Source organism: Humibacillus xanthopallidus, assembly GCF_006716675.1.
GTDB classification, from domain to species: Bacteria; Actinomycetota; Actinomycetes; order Actinomycetales; family Dermatophilaceae; genus Humibacillus; species Humibacillus xanthopallidus_B.
In genome coordinates this window covers 632,209-645,134 of record NZ_VFPM01000003.1, presented here as the reverse complement: position 1 = coordinate 645,134, position 12,926 = coordinate 632,209, and the positions used below count along the sequence as shown (strand labels likewise).

11 protein-coding genes and 1 tRNA gene are annotated in these 12,926 nt (G+C 69.5%); 10 read left to right on the top strand and 2 right to left on the bottom strand.

The genetic code is table 11. From position 1 onward, the window contains the following. The first annotated feature begins 139 nt into the window (after positions 1–139). From pyk to FBY41_RS17990, 9 genes are all read left to right on the top strand, one after another. Entirely contained in the window at positions 140–1,597 is a 1,458-nt protein-coding gene (gene pyk / locus FBY41_RS18030; RefSeq protein WP_141845635.1) for a pyruvate kinase, read from the top strand. A gap of 50 nt (positions 1,598–1,647) precedes the next feature. Further along, a tRNA-Leu gene (locus FBY41_RS18025) sits at positions 1,648–1,730 on the top strand. Between the two features lie 63 nt (positions 1,731–1,793). Further along, positions 1,794–2,429, top strand: a complete 636-nt coding sequence (locus tag FBY41_RS18020) for an ANTAR domain-containing response regulator (protein ID WP_375869886.1) — start codon at positions 1,794–1,796, stop codon at positions 2,427–2,429. 142 nt (positions 2,430–2,571) lie between these two features. Further along, positions 2,572–3,714 (top strand): branched-chain amino acid ABC transporter substrate-binding protein, encoded by a 1,143-nt coding sequence (locus FBY41_RS18015; RefSeq protein ID WP_260439880.1) that lies wholly within the window; start codon positions 2,572–2,574, stop codon positions 3,712–3,714. Positions 3,715–3,827: 113 nt separating this feature from the next. After that, entirely contained in the window at positions 3,828–4,817 is a 990-nt protein-coding gene (locus FBY41_RS18010; RefSeq protein WP_141845634.1) for a branched-chain amino acid ABC transporter permease, read from the top strand. Beyond that, the gene (locus FBY41_RS18005; protein WP_141845633.1) at positions 4,814–5,959 is read left to right on the top strand and encodes a branched-chain amino acid ABC transporter permease; all 1,146 of its coding nucleotides are present in this window, start codon (positions 4,814–4,816) and stop codon (positions 5,957–5,959) included. Before FBY41_RS18010 ends, FBY41_RS18005 begins: the two co-directional genes overlap by 4 nt. Beyond that, positions 5,952–6,893 carry an ABC transporter ATP-binding protein gene (locus FBY41_RS18000; RefSeq protein WP_141845632.1) on the top strand — a complete coding sequence of 314 codons (942 nt, stop codon included), beginning with the start codon at positions 5,952–5,954 and terminating at the stop codon, positions 6,891–6,893. The genes FBY41_RS18005 and FBY41_RS18000 overlap by 8 nt, the downstream gene beginning before the upstream one ends. Beyond that, entirely contained in the window at positions 6,883–7,602 is a 720-nt protein-coding gene (locus FBY41_RS17995; RefSeq protein WP_141846293.1) for an ABC transporter ATP-binding protein, read from the top strand. The genes FBY41_RS18000 and FBY41_RS17995 overlap by 11 nt, the downstream gene beginning before the upstream one ends. A gap of 176 nt (positions 7,603–7,778) precedes the next feature. Beyond that, positions 7,779–8,363 (top strand): GNAT family N-acetyltransferase, encoded by a 585-nt coding sequence (locus tag FBY41_RS17990; RefSeq protein ID WP_141845631.1) that lies wholly within the window; start codon positions 7,779–7,781, stop codon positions 8,361–8,363. A 10-nt stretch (positions 8,364–8,373) separates the two neighbouring features. Here FBY41_RS17990 and FBY41_RS17985 read toward each other — a convergent pair whose 3' ends face one another. Beyond that, entirely contained in the window at positions 8,374–8,811 is a 438-nt protein-coding gene (locus FBY41_RS17985; protein ID WP_141845630.1) for a PaaI family thioesterase, read from the bottom strand. A 65-nt stretch (positions 8,812–8,876) separates the two neighbouring features. Here FBY41_RS17985 and polA point away from each other — a divergent pair, with 65 nt between their 5' ends. Further along, positions 8,877–11,552: a DNA polymerase I gene (polA, locus tag FBY41_RS17980; RefSeq protein ID WP_141845629.1), complete on the top strand. Its 2,676-nt coding sequence runs from the start codon at positions 8,877–8,879 to the stop codon at positions 11,550–11,552. Here the strand turns inward: polA and FBY41_RS17975 are convergent. Beyond that, complete coding sequence (locus tag FBY41_RS17975) at positions 11,509–12,918, bottom strand: lipopolysaccharide biosynthesis protein (protein ID WP_185749144.1); 1,410 nt, start codon at positions 12,916–12,918, stop codon at positions 11,509–11,511. The two genes, polA and FBY41_RS17975, sit on opposite strands and share 44 nt — an antisense overlap. Between the last annotated feature and the right edge of the window lie 8 nt (positions 12,919–12,926).

Below are 12,926 nucleotides of genomic sequence, written 5' to 3'. Positions count from 1 at the left end.
CCACCACCCGATCGAGAGAGCAGTTCGTCGCCCCTCGCCGTGAGCGGGGTTCTCACCGACGAGCTGCTCTCTCGATCGGGGCTGACCACAGGGCGAACCCGCCCGGTGACCCACGTCACAGCACCCCTAAGGTTGAGGTATGCGCCGCGCCAAGATCGTCTGCACCATCGGCCCCAAGACGTCGTCCCCCGAGCAGCTCCACGCCCTCGTGCTGGCGGGCATGGACGTCGCCCGCCTCAACCTCTCGCACGGTGACCACTCGGTGCACGACCAGGTCTGCCGCGACGTGCGCGCCGCGAGCGACGCCTCCGGCCGCGCCGTCGGCATCCTCGTCGACCTGCAGGGTCCGAAGATCCGGACCGGCCGCTTCGCGTCGGGCCCGGTCACGCTCCGGGTCGGTCAGCGCTTCACGATCACGACGCGTGAGGTCGAGGGCGACGACACGGTCGTCGGCACGACGTATGCCGGCCTGCCGGGTGACGTCAGCCCCGGCGACTCGCTGCTCATCGACGACGGCAAGGTCATGCTGCGCGCCATCGAGGTGAGCGACACCGACGTCCTCACCGAGTGCGTCGTGCCCGGGGTCGTGTCCAACAACAAGGGCATCAACCTGCCGGGCGTCGCGGTGAGCGTGCCCGCCCTGTCGGACAAGGACCGCGACGACCTGCGCTTCGCGATGCGACTCGGCGTCGACATGATCGCGCTGTCCTTCGTCCGCTCGGCCGACGACATCACCGACGTCCACGAGATCATGGACGAGTTCGGCATGCGCCTGCCCGTCATCGCCAAGATCGAGAAGCCGCAGGCGGTCGACAACCTCGAGGAGATCGTCGCGGCCTTCGACGGCATCATGGTCGCCCGTGGCGACCTCGGCGTCGAGATGCCCCTCGAGGACGTGCCGCTCGTGCAGAAGCGTGCCATCGAGCTCGCCCGCCGCGAGGCCAAGCCGGTCATCGTCGCGACCCAGGTGCTCGAGTCGATGATCGAGAACCCACGCCCGACGCGCGCCGAGGCCTCCGACGCCGCGAACGCCGTGCTCGACGGCGCCGACGCGCTCATGCTCTCGGGCGAGACGTCGGTCGGCGCGTGGCCCATCGAGTCCGTCCGCACGATGGCCCGCATCATCTCGAGCACGGAGCAGAACGGCTTCGACAAGATCGAGCCGATGCCCTCGAGTCCCAAGACCGTCGGCGGCGCGGTCACGAGGGCGGCCGTCCAGATCGGTGAGACCGTCGGGGCGAAGTTCCTCATCATCTTCACCGAGACGGGCGGCTCGGCCACCCGCATGGCGCGCCTGCGTCCGTGGCTGCCGATGCTCGCCTTCACCTCAGACCCCCGGGTGCGTTCACGCCTCGCGCTCGTGTGGGGCGTCGAGACCTACCTCGTGCCCCGGATGCAGCACACCGACCAGTTCGCCATGCAGGTCGACCTCAACCTCATCCCCGAGGGCAGGGTGGCCAAGGGTGAGCGCGTCGTCATTGTCGCCGGCTCGCCCCCCGGCATCCCCGGGTCGACGAACGCCCTGCGGGTGCACCGCGTCGGGGACGCGGTCGACGGCACGGCCCCCGCGTACCGGCCCGAAGAGGTCACCGGCTGACCGGTCGACGAGCAGGCCACCGACCCCGGCTATGCTGGCCCGGCACTCCCGCCGGGGTGGTGGAATGGCAGACACGGGGCACTCAAAATGCTCTGACCGAAAGGTCGTGCGGGTTCGAGTCCCGCCCTCGGCACGCGTCCTCACGTGTCACTGCTGCGAAATGCCCCCGAAACCTCACCCCGGATAGGCTTTGCCCGTGAGCACAGACGAGAGCACGACCCCCCAGCCCGCCGAGACGCCCGCCGCCGCAGCGACCGGCGGCACTCGCATCCTCGTCGCCGAGGACGAGGCCCTCATCCGCCTCGACCTCGTCGAGATGCTGGGGGAGCAGGGCTACGACGTCGTGGGTCAGGCCAGCAACGGCGAGCAGGCGGTCGAGCTCGCCAAGGAGGTCAAGCCCGACCTCGTCATCATGGACGTCAAGATGCCCGTGCTCGACGGCCTCTCGGCGGCCGAGCAGCTCCACGAGTCCAAGCTGTGCCCCGTCATCATGCTCACCGCCTTCTCGCAGACCGAGCTCGTCGAGCGCGCCCGTGACGCCGGCGTCATGGCCTACATCGTCAAGCCCTTCACGGCCGACGACCTGCGCCCCGCCATCGACATCGCGACCTCGCGCTGGCAGGAGCTCAAGGCGCTCGAGGCCGAGATCGCCGACCTCGGTGAGCGCCTCGAGACCCGCAAGCTCGTCGACCGCGCCAAGGGCGTGCTCATGACCCAGCTCAAGCTGAGCGAGGCCGACGCCTTCCGGTGGATCCAGAAGACGGCGATGGATCGGCGCCTCGGCATGAAAGAGGTCGCCGAGGCCGTCATCAACGGGTTCCCGTCGTCCTGAGCGCAATGCGCCGCAAATCGTTCGGCGCCACAGGTCACGACACGGTCACTCATCGCGAGTTTCTAATGACCAGATCCAGACTCTGGGCCTAGCCTTCGTCTCAGCCCTCGACTGGGGGATGTGTGACATCAGGAGGACATCCGTGCGTTCTACCCTCAAGTTCGCTGTGCCGCTCGCGGTCGCAGCCCTTGCCCTCGGTGCCTGTGGCACGACGGGCGGCACCTCGAACACGCCGGCCGCCAGCGGTGGCGCCGCGGCCTGTGGCGACTACAAGATCGGCATGTTCGGTGCCCTCACCGGCCCCAACGCCAACCTGGGCATCTATATCCAGAACGGCGTGAACCTCGCCCTCGACGACTACAACAAGAAGCACCCGGACTGCAAGGTCACGCTCGAGAACTACGACTCGCAGGGTGACCCGACGCAGGCTCCCGCCCTGGCCAAGAAGGCCATCGACGACAAGAAGGTCGTCGGCATCGTCGGTCCGGCCTTCTCGGGCGAGTCCAAGGCCGCCAACCCCGCCTTCGCCGAGGCCGGTCTGGTCCACATCACGCCGTCGGCCACCAACCCGGCTCTCGCCGAGAACGGCTGGAAGACCTTCTTCCGCGTGCTCGGCAACGACGCGACCCAGGGTCCCGCCGCCGCGAAGTACATCAAGGACACCGTCAAGGCGACGAAGGTCTTCGTCATCGACGACGCGTCCGAGTACGGCAAGGGCCTGGCCGACATCGTCCGTCAGGACCTCGGCTCCACGGTCGTCGGCAACGACACCATCCAGCAGAAGCAGACCGACTTCGGCGCCTCCGTCACGAAGGTGACGGCCTCCGGTGCCGACGCGCTCTTCTTCGGCGGCTACTCGCCCGAGGCCGCGCCGCTCATCAAGCAGCTGCGTGACGCCGGGTGGAAGGGCACCTTCGTCGTCGCCGACGGTGTCAAGGACCAGTCGTTCATCGACAACGCGCAGGCGGCTGCCGAGGGCACCGTCATCACCTGCCCGTGCGTCCCGGCCGATGTGGCCCCCGACTTCCAGGCGGCCTACAAGGCGAAGTTCAACGAGGACCCCAACACCTACTCGGGTGAGGGCTACGACTCCGCGACCATCCTGCTCGACGGCATCGCCGCCGGAAAGGACCGCGCGACGATGGTCGACTTCGTCAAGGCCTACGACAAGCCGGGCGTGACGAAGCAGCTGAAGTTCGACGCCAAGGGCGAAGTGACCGACGTCAAGGTCTTCGCTTACAAGGTCGAGGGCGGCAAGATCGTCTCCGTCGGCGAGATCAAGTAAGGATTCACCGTCACTCCGGGGGCGGTCGGAGCCCAGGCTCCGACCGCCCCCGGCCGGTTGACGGGCAGCGGTACTCGGTCTCATCTCGCTCCCCGGCCCGCAGGAGGTCTTGGATGCAGTTCCTCATCGACAACTTCTGGGCGTTGACGATCACGGGCCTCACGCTCGGTGCCGTCTACGCCCTCGTCGCTCTCGGCTACACCCTCGTCTACGGCGTGCTGCGACTCATCAACTTCGCGCACTCCGAAGTCTTCATGTACGGCACCTTCGCCGCCCTCTGGGTCGTGATGTTCCTCGGCGGCAAGGCCGGCGGCGGCACCGGCCAGGTGATCTTCTGGATCGCCATGATGTTCGTCGCAGCCATGACGATGTCGGGTCTGATCGCGGTGCTCCTCGAGCGCTTCGCCTATCGCCCGCTCCGCAAACGCAACGCCCCACCCCTCATCGCGCTCATCTCCGCCATCGGTGCCTCATTCGTCCTCGCGGAGATCATGGGCCTGCGCGAGAAGATCGTCGCCTGGGTGGGCCTCGAGGACAACCTCAGGGCGTACGTCCGCAACTCGCGCAATGCCGTGGGCCTGCCCGACATCGTGGCCAAGGAACCGGTCTTCACGATCGGCGGCTACGCCGTCACCAACGTCGACATCTTCGTCATCGTCGGCGCCATCACCATCATGGTGATCCTCGACCAGTTCGTGAAGCGCTCCCGCCTCGGGCGCGGCATCCGAGCGGTCGCCCAGGACCCCGAGGCTGCAGCCCTCATGGGTGTCAACCGTGACCGGGTCATCCAGGTCACGTTCCTCGTCGGTGGCGTCATGGCCGGCGCGGCTGCCGTGTTCTACCTCCTGCGCATCGGCATCACCCGCTACGACGCCGGGTTCCTCCTCGGCGTCAAGGCCTTCACCGCCGCCGTCCTCGGTGGCATCGGCAACCTGCGCGGTGCGCTGCTCGGTGGCTTCGTGCTCGGTCTCGCCGAGAACTACGGCTCCGCCATCGTCGGCACCGAGTGGAAGGACGTCGTCGCCTTCGTCCTGCTCATCGTGATCCTGCTGTTCCGACCCACCGGCCTGCTCGGTGAGTCCCTCGGAAAGGCCCGCGCATGACGACCACCACGAACGTCACGCAGAAGAAGAAGGACCGGCCCAACCTCAACGAGCGCATCGCGGACCTCCCGCTGCCGATCAAGGTCGTGCTCTGGATCCTCTTCGCGCTCTTCCTCTTCGCGCTGCCGCTGCTCAACATCCCGTTCATCACGACGCCGGACTCCGACTTCGGTGGAGTGCTCTTCACCGTGTCGACGTACGTGCTCGTGGCGCTCGGACTCAACATCGTCGTCGGGTATGCCGGCCTGCTCGACCTCGGATACGTCGGCTTCTACGCCGTGGGCGCCTACACCGTGGGTGTCCTCAGCTCGCAGCACGGCTCGCTGCCGTGGCTGTGGTGCGTCCCGGTCGCCATCGCCGTCGCCATGGTGTCGGGCATCCTGCTCGGTGCCCCGACCCTGCGCGTGCGCGGCGACTACCTCGCCATCGTGACGCTGGGCTTCGGCGAGATCGTCCGGTTGACACTCGTCAACTCGCAGTGGCTGGGCGGCGCCCAGGGCATCTCCAACATCCCAAGGCCGCCTGGCATCGAGCTCTTCGAGGTGCCGAGCATCGACTGGAGCACCGGGGTGCCCGTCGTCGACCTCGGCACGACGACGACGTTCCTCAAGTTCGGGATCAGTGACTTCATCCCGTACTACTGGCTCGCGCTCGTCGTCATCGCACTCGTCCTCGTCTTCGACATCCTCGTCAAGAACAGCCGGGTGGGTCGCGCGTGGGAGGCCACGCGAGAGGACGAGGACGCCGCCGAGCTCATGGGCGTGCCGACCTTCCGCTTCAAGCTGCTCGCCTTCGCACTCGGTGCCGCCATCGGCGGTCTGTCGGGAGCGCTTTTCGCGGGCAAGTCGGGCTTCATCAACCCGCAGAGCTTCGAGCTGCTCCTGTCGATCCTCTTCCTCGCGGCCGTCGTCGTCGGTGGTCAGGGCAACCGGTGGGGCGTCATCCTCGGCGCGATCGTCGTCAGCTACTTCCCCGAGCGGTTCCGCGAGTTCGCCGACTTCCGCGTGCTCGTCTTCGGCCTGGCGCTGATGCTCCTCGCGATCTTCCGTCCGCAGGGCCTCCTCCCACCGCGGCGCACGCTGCGGGCCAAACGAGCGGACGCCAGACAGCACGTTCTCGAGGAAGGAGAAGCCGGTGCCTGAGCCGACGAACCCAGAACCGGTCGGCGCCGAGCCGACCACGCCCACACCCGCATCGCGCCCCTCGACGCCGGCCACGACGCCGGTCGACGAGGTCACCGAGATCAACCCCGACGTCGACATCGCCCCCGAGGACATCGGGGTGCCCGTCGTCGCCGAGGGCGAGCGGCTCCTCGAGGTCGACACCGTGACGCTGCGCTTCGGTGGTGTCGTCGCCCTCAACGAGGTGAGCTTTCACATCAACAAGGGCGAGATCCTCGGCCTCATCGGGCCCAACGGTGCCGGCAAGACGACGTGCTTCAACGTCATGACCGGCGTCTACCAGCCCACCTCGGGGGTGGTGCGCTACCTCGGCAAGCCACTGGGCAAGCGCCACAAGTTCCAGATCACCAAGCTGGGCATCGCGCGCACATTCCAGAACATCCGTCTCTTCGCCAACATGACGGCGCTCGAGAACGTCCTCGTCGGTGTCGACGCGCACCACACGACTGGTGTCGTCACGGCGATGTTCCGCCTGCCGAAGCACCGCCGCGAGGAGGAGCAGGGCCGGGCGCGCGCCATGGAGCTGCTCGAGTTCATGGGCCTCGACGGCAAGGCCGACGAGCTGGCTCGCAACCTCCCCTACGGCGACCAGCGGCGGCTCGAGATCGCTCGAGCCCTCGCCACGAGCCCTCAGCTGCTCTGCCTCGACGAGCCGGCGGCCGGCTTCAACCCGGCCGAGAAGGTCAAGCTGATGGAGCTCATCCGCACCATCCGCGACCAGGGCTACACCGTCCTGCTCATCGAGCACGACATGAAGCTCGTCATGGGCGTCACCGACCGGATCGTCGTGCTCGAGTTCGGGCGCAAGATCGCCGAGGGCAGTCCCGCGGAGATCCGCGACAACCCGGCGGTCATCGCCGCCTACCTGGGAGTTGATGAAGAAGATGCTTCTTGAGGTCAAGGGACTGTGTGTCAACTACGGGCGCATCGAGGCGATCCGCGACATCTCCTTCACGGTCGACCAGGGTGAGATCGTCACCCTCATCGGGGCCAACGGTGCCGGCAAGACGACGACGATGAAGACGATCTCCGGGCTGCGGCCGGTGCGCGCCGGCACCGTGACGTTCGACGGCAAGGACATCACCGACCTGCCGTCCTACGAGCGTCCGGTGCTCGGCATCTCGCAGTCACCCGAGGGTCGTGGCTGCTTCGTCGGGATGACGGTGATGGAGAACCTCGAGATGGGCACCTACGCCCGTCCGGACCGCAAGAGCAAGGCCGTCAAGGACGACCTCGAGCGGGTCTTCGAGCTCTTCCCCAGGCTCAAGGAGCGGGTCAACCAGGCCGCGGGGTCGATGTCCGGTGGCGAGCAGCAGATGCTCGCCATGGGGCGCGCCCTCATGGCCAAGCCCAAGCTCCTCCTCCTCGACGAGCCGTCGATGGGCCTGGCGCCGAAGCTCATCCAGCAGATCTTCGACATCGTCACGGAGATCAACAGCCAGGGCACGACGGTGCTGCTCGTCGAGCAGAACGCCGCCCAGGCGCTCAAGCGGTCGCACCGTGCCTACATCCTCGAGACCGGCGAGATCGTGCGCGAGGGCACCGGCAAGGAGCTGGCCAACGACCCCTCGGTCAAGGCCGCCTACCTCGGTGGAGACGTCTGACGGCGCTCACCAGCGGGTGCCGGCCGGACGGCATACGGACGGCAGCTGACGGGGCGTCGCGACCACGTGGTCGCGGCGCCCCGTCCGCCGTCCACAGGCTCAGGGGGTGCCTTCCGCCCGGGCCGGTGATACCCGTAGTCTCGGGCGGGTGACCTCGGGGCCAGAATGGAGGGATCATGGGTCGCTCGATCGCCACCGTGCAGCGCGTCGATGAGAGCCTGCACTCGCCCTTCATCGAGCTGTGGATCACTCATCGCATCGAGGTCGGCACCACACCCGAGGCCGCGCAGCGACTAGCTCTCGACGGCACGCTGCGAAATGCCTTGCAGCGCAACGATGTTGCTGCGTTCATCGCCTTTGTCGACAACCGCCCGGCGGGCTATCTCGTGCTGTCGGACTCGACCCGCAGCCTGCTCGTCGACTCCCCGTGCGTGTCGATCGACATGCTCTACGTCGATCCCGAGCACCGACGCCTCGGGGTGGGCCGCGTGCTGCTCGCCGCCGCGTCGCGGTATGCCGACCGGCAGGGTGCCGAGCACGTCGCGAGCCTCGTGCCCGCCCAGGACCGCGACGCCAACCGCTTCTTCGCCCGCCTCGGCTTCGTGCCGGAGACGGTCCGCAGGGTCACCTCGTCCGCGACGCTGCAGCGCAAGCTCGCGGGGGAGCCGCGCCCGACCCGGGTCGCCATCGACCAGGTGATGGCGCGCCGTCGCGACCTGCGCCTGCGGCGCCGCCACCAGCCGCCGCAGGTGGCCGGCTGAGGGCCTCGGCTCAGGCGCCGGGCACCGCCTCGCGGAGCAGGCAGGTGATGCGCGACGTGCACGTGCGCCGACCGGTGTCGTCGGTCACGACGATGTCGTAGCTGACGAGGGTGCGGCCGGCGCTGAGGAGCGTCGCCGTGCCCGTCACGACACCGGAGCGCGCCGCCCGGTGGTGCGTGGCGTTGATGTCGAGCCCGACCGCGATGCGGCCCGGACCGGCGTGCAGGCCGGCGCCGATGGACCCGAGGGTCTCGGCGAGCACGACACTGGCCCCGCCGTGCAGCAGCCCGTAGGGCTGGGTGTTGCCCTCGACCGGCATCGTCGCGACGAGCCGCTCCGGCGTCGCCTCGAGCACCTCGATGCCCATCCGCTCGATGAGGGTGCCCTCGAGCTGGAGCCCCAGGTCGTCGAGGTGGGCGGTTCCGGTGGTCTGCGGTGCGTCGGTCATGTCGGCGATGCTATGCCGGGCCATGGCCCGACAGGGCCGTCGGTGGCTCGCACTAGGCTGCGCGTGTGAGCCGACTACTCCTCCTCGACGGACACTCGCTGGCCTACCGGGCGTTCTTCGCGCTCCCCGCCGAGAACTTCTCGACGAGCACGGGGCAGCACACCAACGCCGTCTACGGCTTCACCTCCATGCTCATCAACATGCTTCGTGACGAGCAGCCGACGCACGTCGTCGTGGCCTTCGACAAGTCCCGCCAGACGTTCCGCACCGAGCAGTACGCCGAGTACAAGGCGGGTCGTGCGCGCACGCCCGACGAGTTCTCCGGCCAGCTGCCGCTCGTCAAGGAGGTCCTCGACGCCCTGCGCATCCGCTTCGTCGAGCTCGAGGGCTACGAGGCCGACGACATCATCGCCACCATCGCGACCGACGCCGACGCCAAGGGTGTCGAGGTGCTCATCTGCTCGGGCGACCGCGACACCTTCCAGCTCGTCTCCGACAACGTCACGATCCTCTACCCGGTGCGCGGCGTCTCCGAGGTGTGGCGCATGGGTCCGGCTCAGGTCGAGGAGAAGTACGGTGTGCCGCCGCAGCGCTACAGCGACCTCGCGGCGATGGTCGGAGAGTCCTCCGACAACCTCCCGGGCGTGCCGGGCGTCGGCCCCAAGACCGCCGCGAAGTGGATCACGCAGTTCGGCGACCTCGAGGGCATCGTCGCGAGCGTCGACCAGATCAAGGGCAAGGCGGGGGAGTCGCTGCGTGCCCACCTCGACCAGGTGCTGCGCAACCGCAGGCTCAACCAGCTCGTCACGGACAGCCCGGTCGGCGTCACCGTCGACGACCTCGAACGCGCCCAGTGGAGCCGCGAGGAGGTGCACGAGGTCTTCGACCGCCTCGAGTTCCGGGTCCTTCGAGACCGGCTCTTCGCCGAGGTGGAGGCGAGCGAGCCCGAGGCCGAGTCCGGTTTCGACATCGACGGCACGGTCCTCGACGCCACCGCCGTGGCCGGCTGGATCGCCGAGCACCTGCCGTCCGGCGAGCGCGCCGGCCTGTCCGTGGCCGGCACGTGGGCCCGGGGTGTCGGTGACCCGACCGCCCTGGCGATCGCCGCCCCCGACGGCGCCGCCGCCTGGGTCGACCTCACGGCCCTGACCCCCGAGGGCGAGCAGGCCGTCGGAGCCTGGCTCGAGGACGCGGAGCGACCCAAGGCCATGCACGACGCGAAGGGGCCGATCGAGGCCCTCGCCTCACGGGGCTGGTCGCTCGCCGGGCTGACGAGCGACACGCAGCTCGCGGCATACCTCGTCAAGCCCGACCAGCGCACCTACCACCTCGACGATCTCGTGCTGCGCCAGCTGCACCGCGAGCTCTCCGGAGCGGCGCCCGCCGACGGCCAGGGCATGCTCGACTTCGGCGGCGACGCCGACGAGGTCGCGGCGCAGAAGGAGATGGTGCGCGCGACGGCAGTGCGTGACCTCGCCGTCGTGCTCGACGAGCAGGTCGCCGCGACCGGCGGCTCGGAGCTGCTCGCCGACGTGGAGCTGCCGCTCATCGGCGTGCTCGCCCGCATGGAGCGCACCGGCATCGCGGTCGACGTCGAGGGCCTCGACGACCTCGAGCAGGACTTCGCCGCCAAGGTCGCCCAGGCCCAGGAGGACGCCTGGGACGCCATCGGTGGCGAGCGGATCAACCTCGGCTCGCCCAAGCAGCTCCAGGAGGTGCTCTTCGGCCAGCTCGGCATGCCCAAGACGAAGAAGACCAAGACCGGGTGGACGACCGACGCGGACGCGCTCTCGGACCTCTTCACCAAGACCGGGCACCCTTTCCTCGAGGCGCTGCTGCGCCACCGCGACGCGGCGCGGCTGCGGGTCACCGTCGAAGGGCTGCAGAAGTCGGTCGCCGACGACGGTCGCATCCACACGACCTATCTCCAGACCATCGCCGCGACCGGCCGTCTCAGCTCGACCGACCCCAACCTCCAGAACGTCCCGATCCGCACCGAGGAGGGGCGCCGCATCCGCGAGCTCTTCGTCGTGGGTGACGGCTACGAGGCGCTGATGTCGGCCGACTACTCGCAGATCGAGATGCGCGTCATGGCCCACCTCTCCGGCGATGCCGGTCTCATCGAGGCCTTCCGCACGGGCGAGGACCTCCACCGCTACGTGGGCTCCAAGGTCTTCGGCGTCGCGCCCGAGGACGTCACGCCGGCCATGCGCTCCAAGGTCAAGGCGATGTCCTACGGCCTGGCCTACGGCCTGTCGGCCTTCGGCCTGAGCAAGCAGCTGACGATCAGCACCGAGGAGGCCCGGGGCCTCATGGAGGGCTACTTCGAGCGCTTCGGCGGTGTGAGCGACTACCTCAAGGAGGTCGTCGCAGAGGCCCGTGGCACCGGTTGGACCGCGACGATGTTCGGCCGGCGGCGCTACCTGCCCGACCTCACCTCGGACAACCGGCAGCGCCGCGAGACTGCCGAGCGGATGGCGCTCAACGCGCCGATCCAGGGCTCGGCCGCCGACATCATGAAGGTCGCGATGATCAACGTCGACCGCGGCCTCGTCTCCTCGGGTGCCCGGTCGCGCGTCCTGCTCCAGGTCCACGACGAGCTCGTCCTCGAGATCGCCCCGGGCGAGCGCGCCGACGTCGAGGCCCTCGTGCGCCACGAGATGGGGCATGCCGCCGAGATGGACGTGCCCCTCGATGTCAACGTCGGCGTGGGTCGTTCCTGGCACGACGCCGCTCACTGACCGAGGTGGGCCCGTCCTCGCCTCTGGCCTCACCCGGGTCGAGCAGCGACCGCCGCTCGATGACGAGGCCGACGACGACGAGCGCCACCGCGACGCCGAGCATGACGTCGACCACCGCGTCCACGTCGGCGTGGTGGCCGGACACCAGCGCCACCGCCAGGCCACCCGCCACCCACATCGCGAGCCCCATCCGGGTGGTGGCCGCGGCCACCCCGGCATACGCGATGACCTGGACGAGCGCGAGGCACACCCCGAGGGCGGTGAAGCGCCAGAGCCCGGGCCCGAGCGCGGCGTAGGCCGGGCCGCCGACGAGGGTGACGAGCCAGGTGCCGAGCAGCGCCGTGAGCGCCACGCCGATCGTGCCGGCCCCGGCCGTCACGGCGAGTGCCCGCAGCAGCGCGGCTCGGCGTCGGGACCGCTGGGCCATCGCCGGATAGAAGAGGGTCGCGAGGAAGCCGAGACCCCAGAACGCCGCCTTCTCGAAGAGGGCCCCCACGGTGTAGGCGCCGGACGCCTCGGGTGCGAGGTGGTGGCGGGCCAGCAGGACATCGAGGCTCGAGAGGAAGAGCAGCCCCGAGGTCGGCACGACGGCCGCCGCGACGAGGCGCGCGAGGTGCCGGGGCCGCTCGGGGTGGCGTCCCGACACCAGCAGTGCCGCGAGCGGCCGCCCGCCGCGCGGGAGCAGGGCGAGGGCGAGGCCGGCCACGACCACCCAGCCGAGCGCGAAGAGGGTGATGACCGTGCCGACGCCGCCGCCGGAGCGGGTCACGAGCCAGGCCGCCGCGAACTTCGCCACCCCCGCGGCTGCGAGGACCACCGCGAGTCGCACGAAGCGCTCGCTCCCCTGGAGGGCGCCCTGCGCTGCGAAGACGACCGCGGTCGGCAGCATGGCGGCGCCGACGACGACCACTGTGAGCGGGCTGAGGTGGAGCAGGTGCGCCAGCACGGGCGAGAGCGCGGCGACGGCGACCGCCGTGAGCAGTCCGAGCGCCGCGGAGGCACGCATCACCCCGTGGATCGCCGAGGCCGCCGCCTCCGCGTCCGGCCCGGGGCCGAGCCGACCCCCGTCAGCGGCGTCGCCGGACATCGCTCGCGACACGAGACGCGCCGCGACGAGCTGGAGGCCGAGGGCCGGCACCCCGGCGAGCACGGAGAGGTTGACGAGCGAGCCCACCGCCCCGAGGTCGTCACCGCTCAGGGTGCGGCTGAGGACCGCGAAGAACGCGTAGGAGAGGACGTTCGAGGTGAGCGTGCCGATGAGCAGCACGGCGCCCGACCGCGCGCCGGGCGGGCGGCGGGGGTCACCGGCAGTGGTGTCGGGTGAGGACGCCACGGGGCCCGGGGCCGCCTCCTCGCGATGTGCCATAGTGCCGT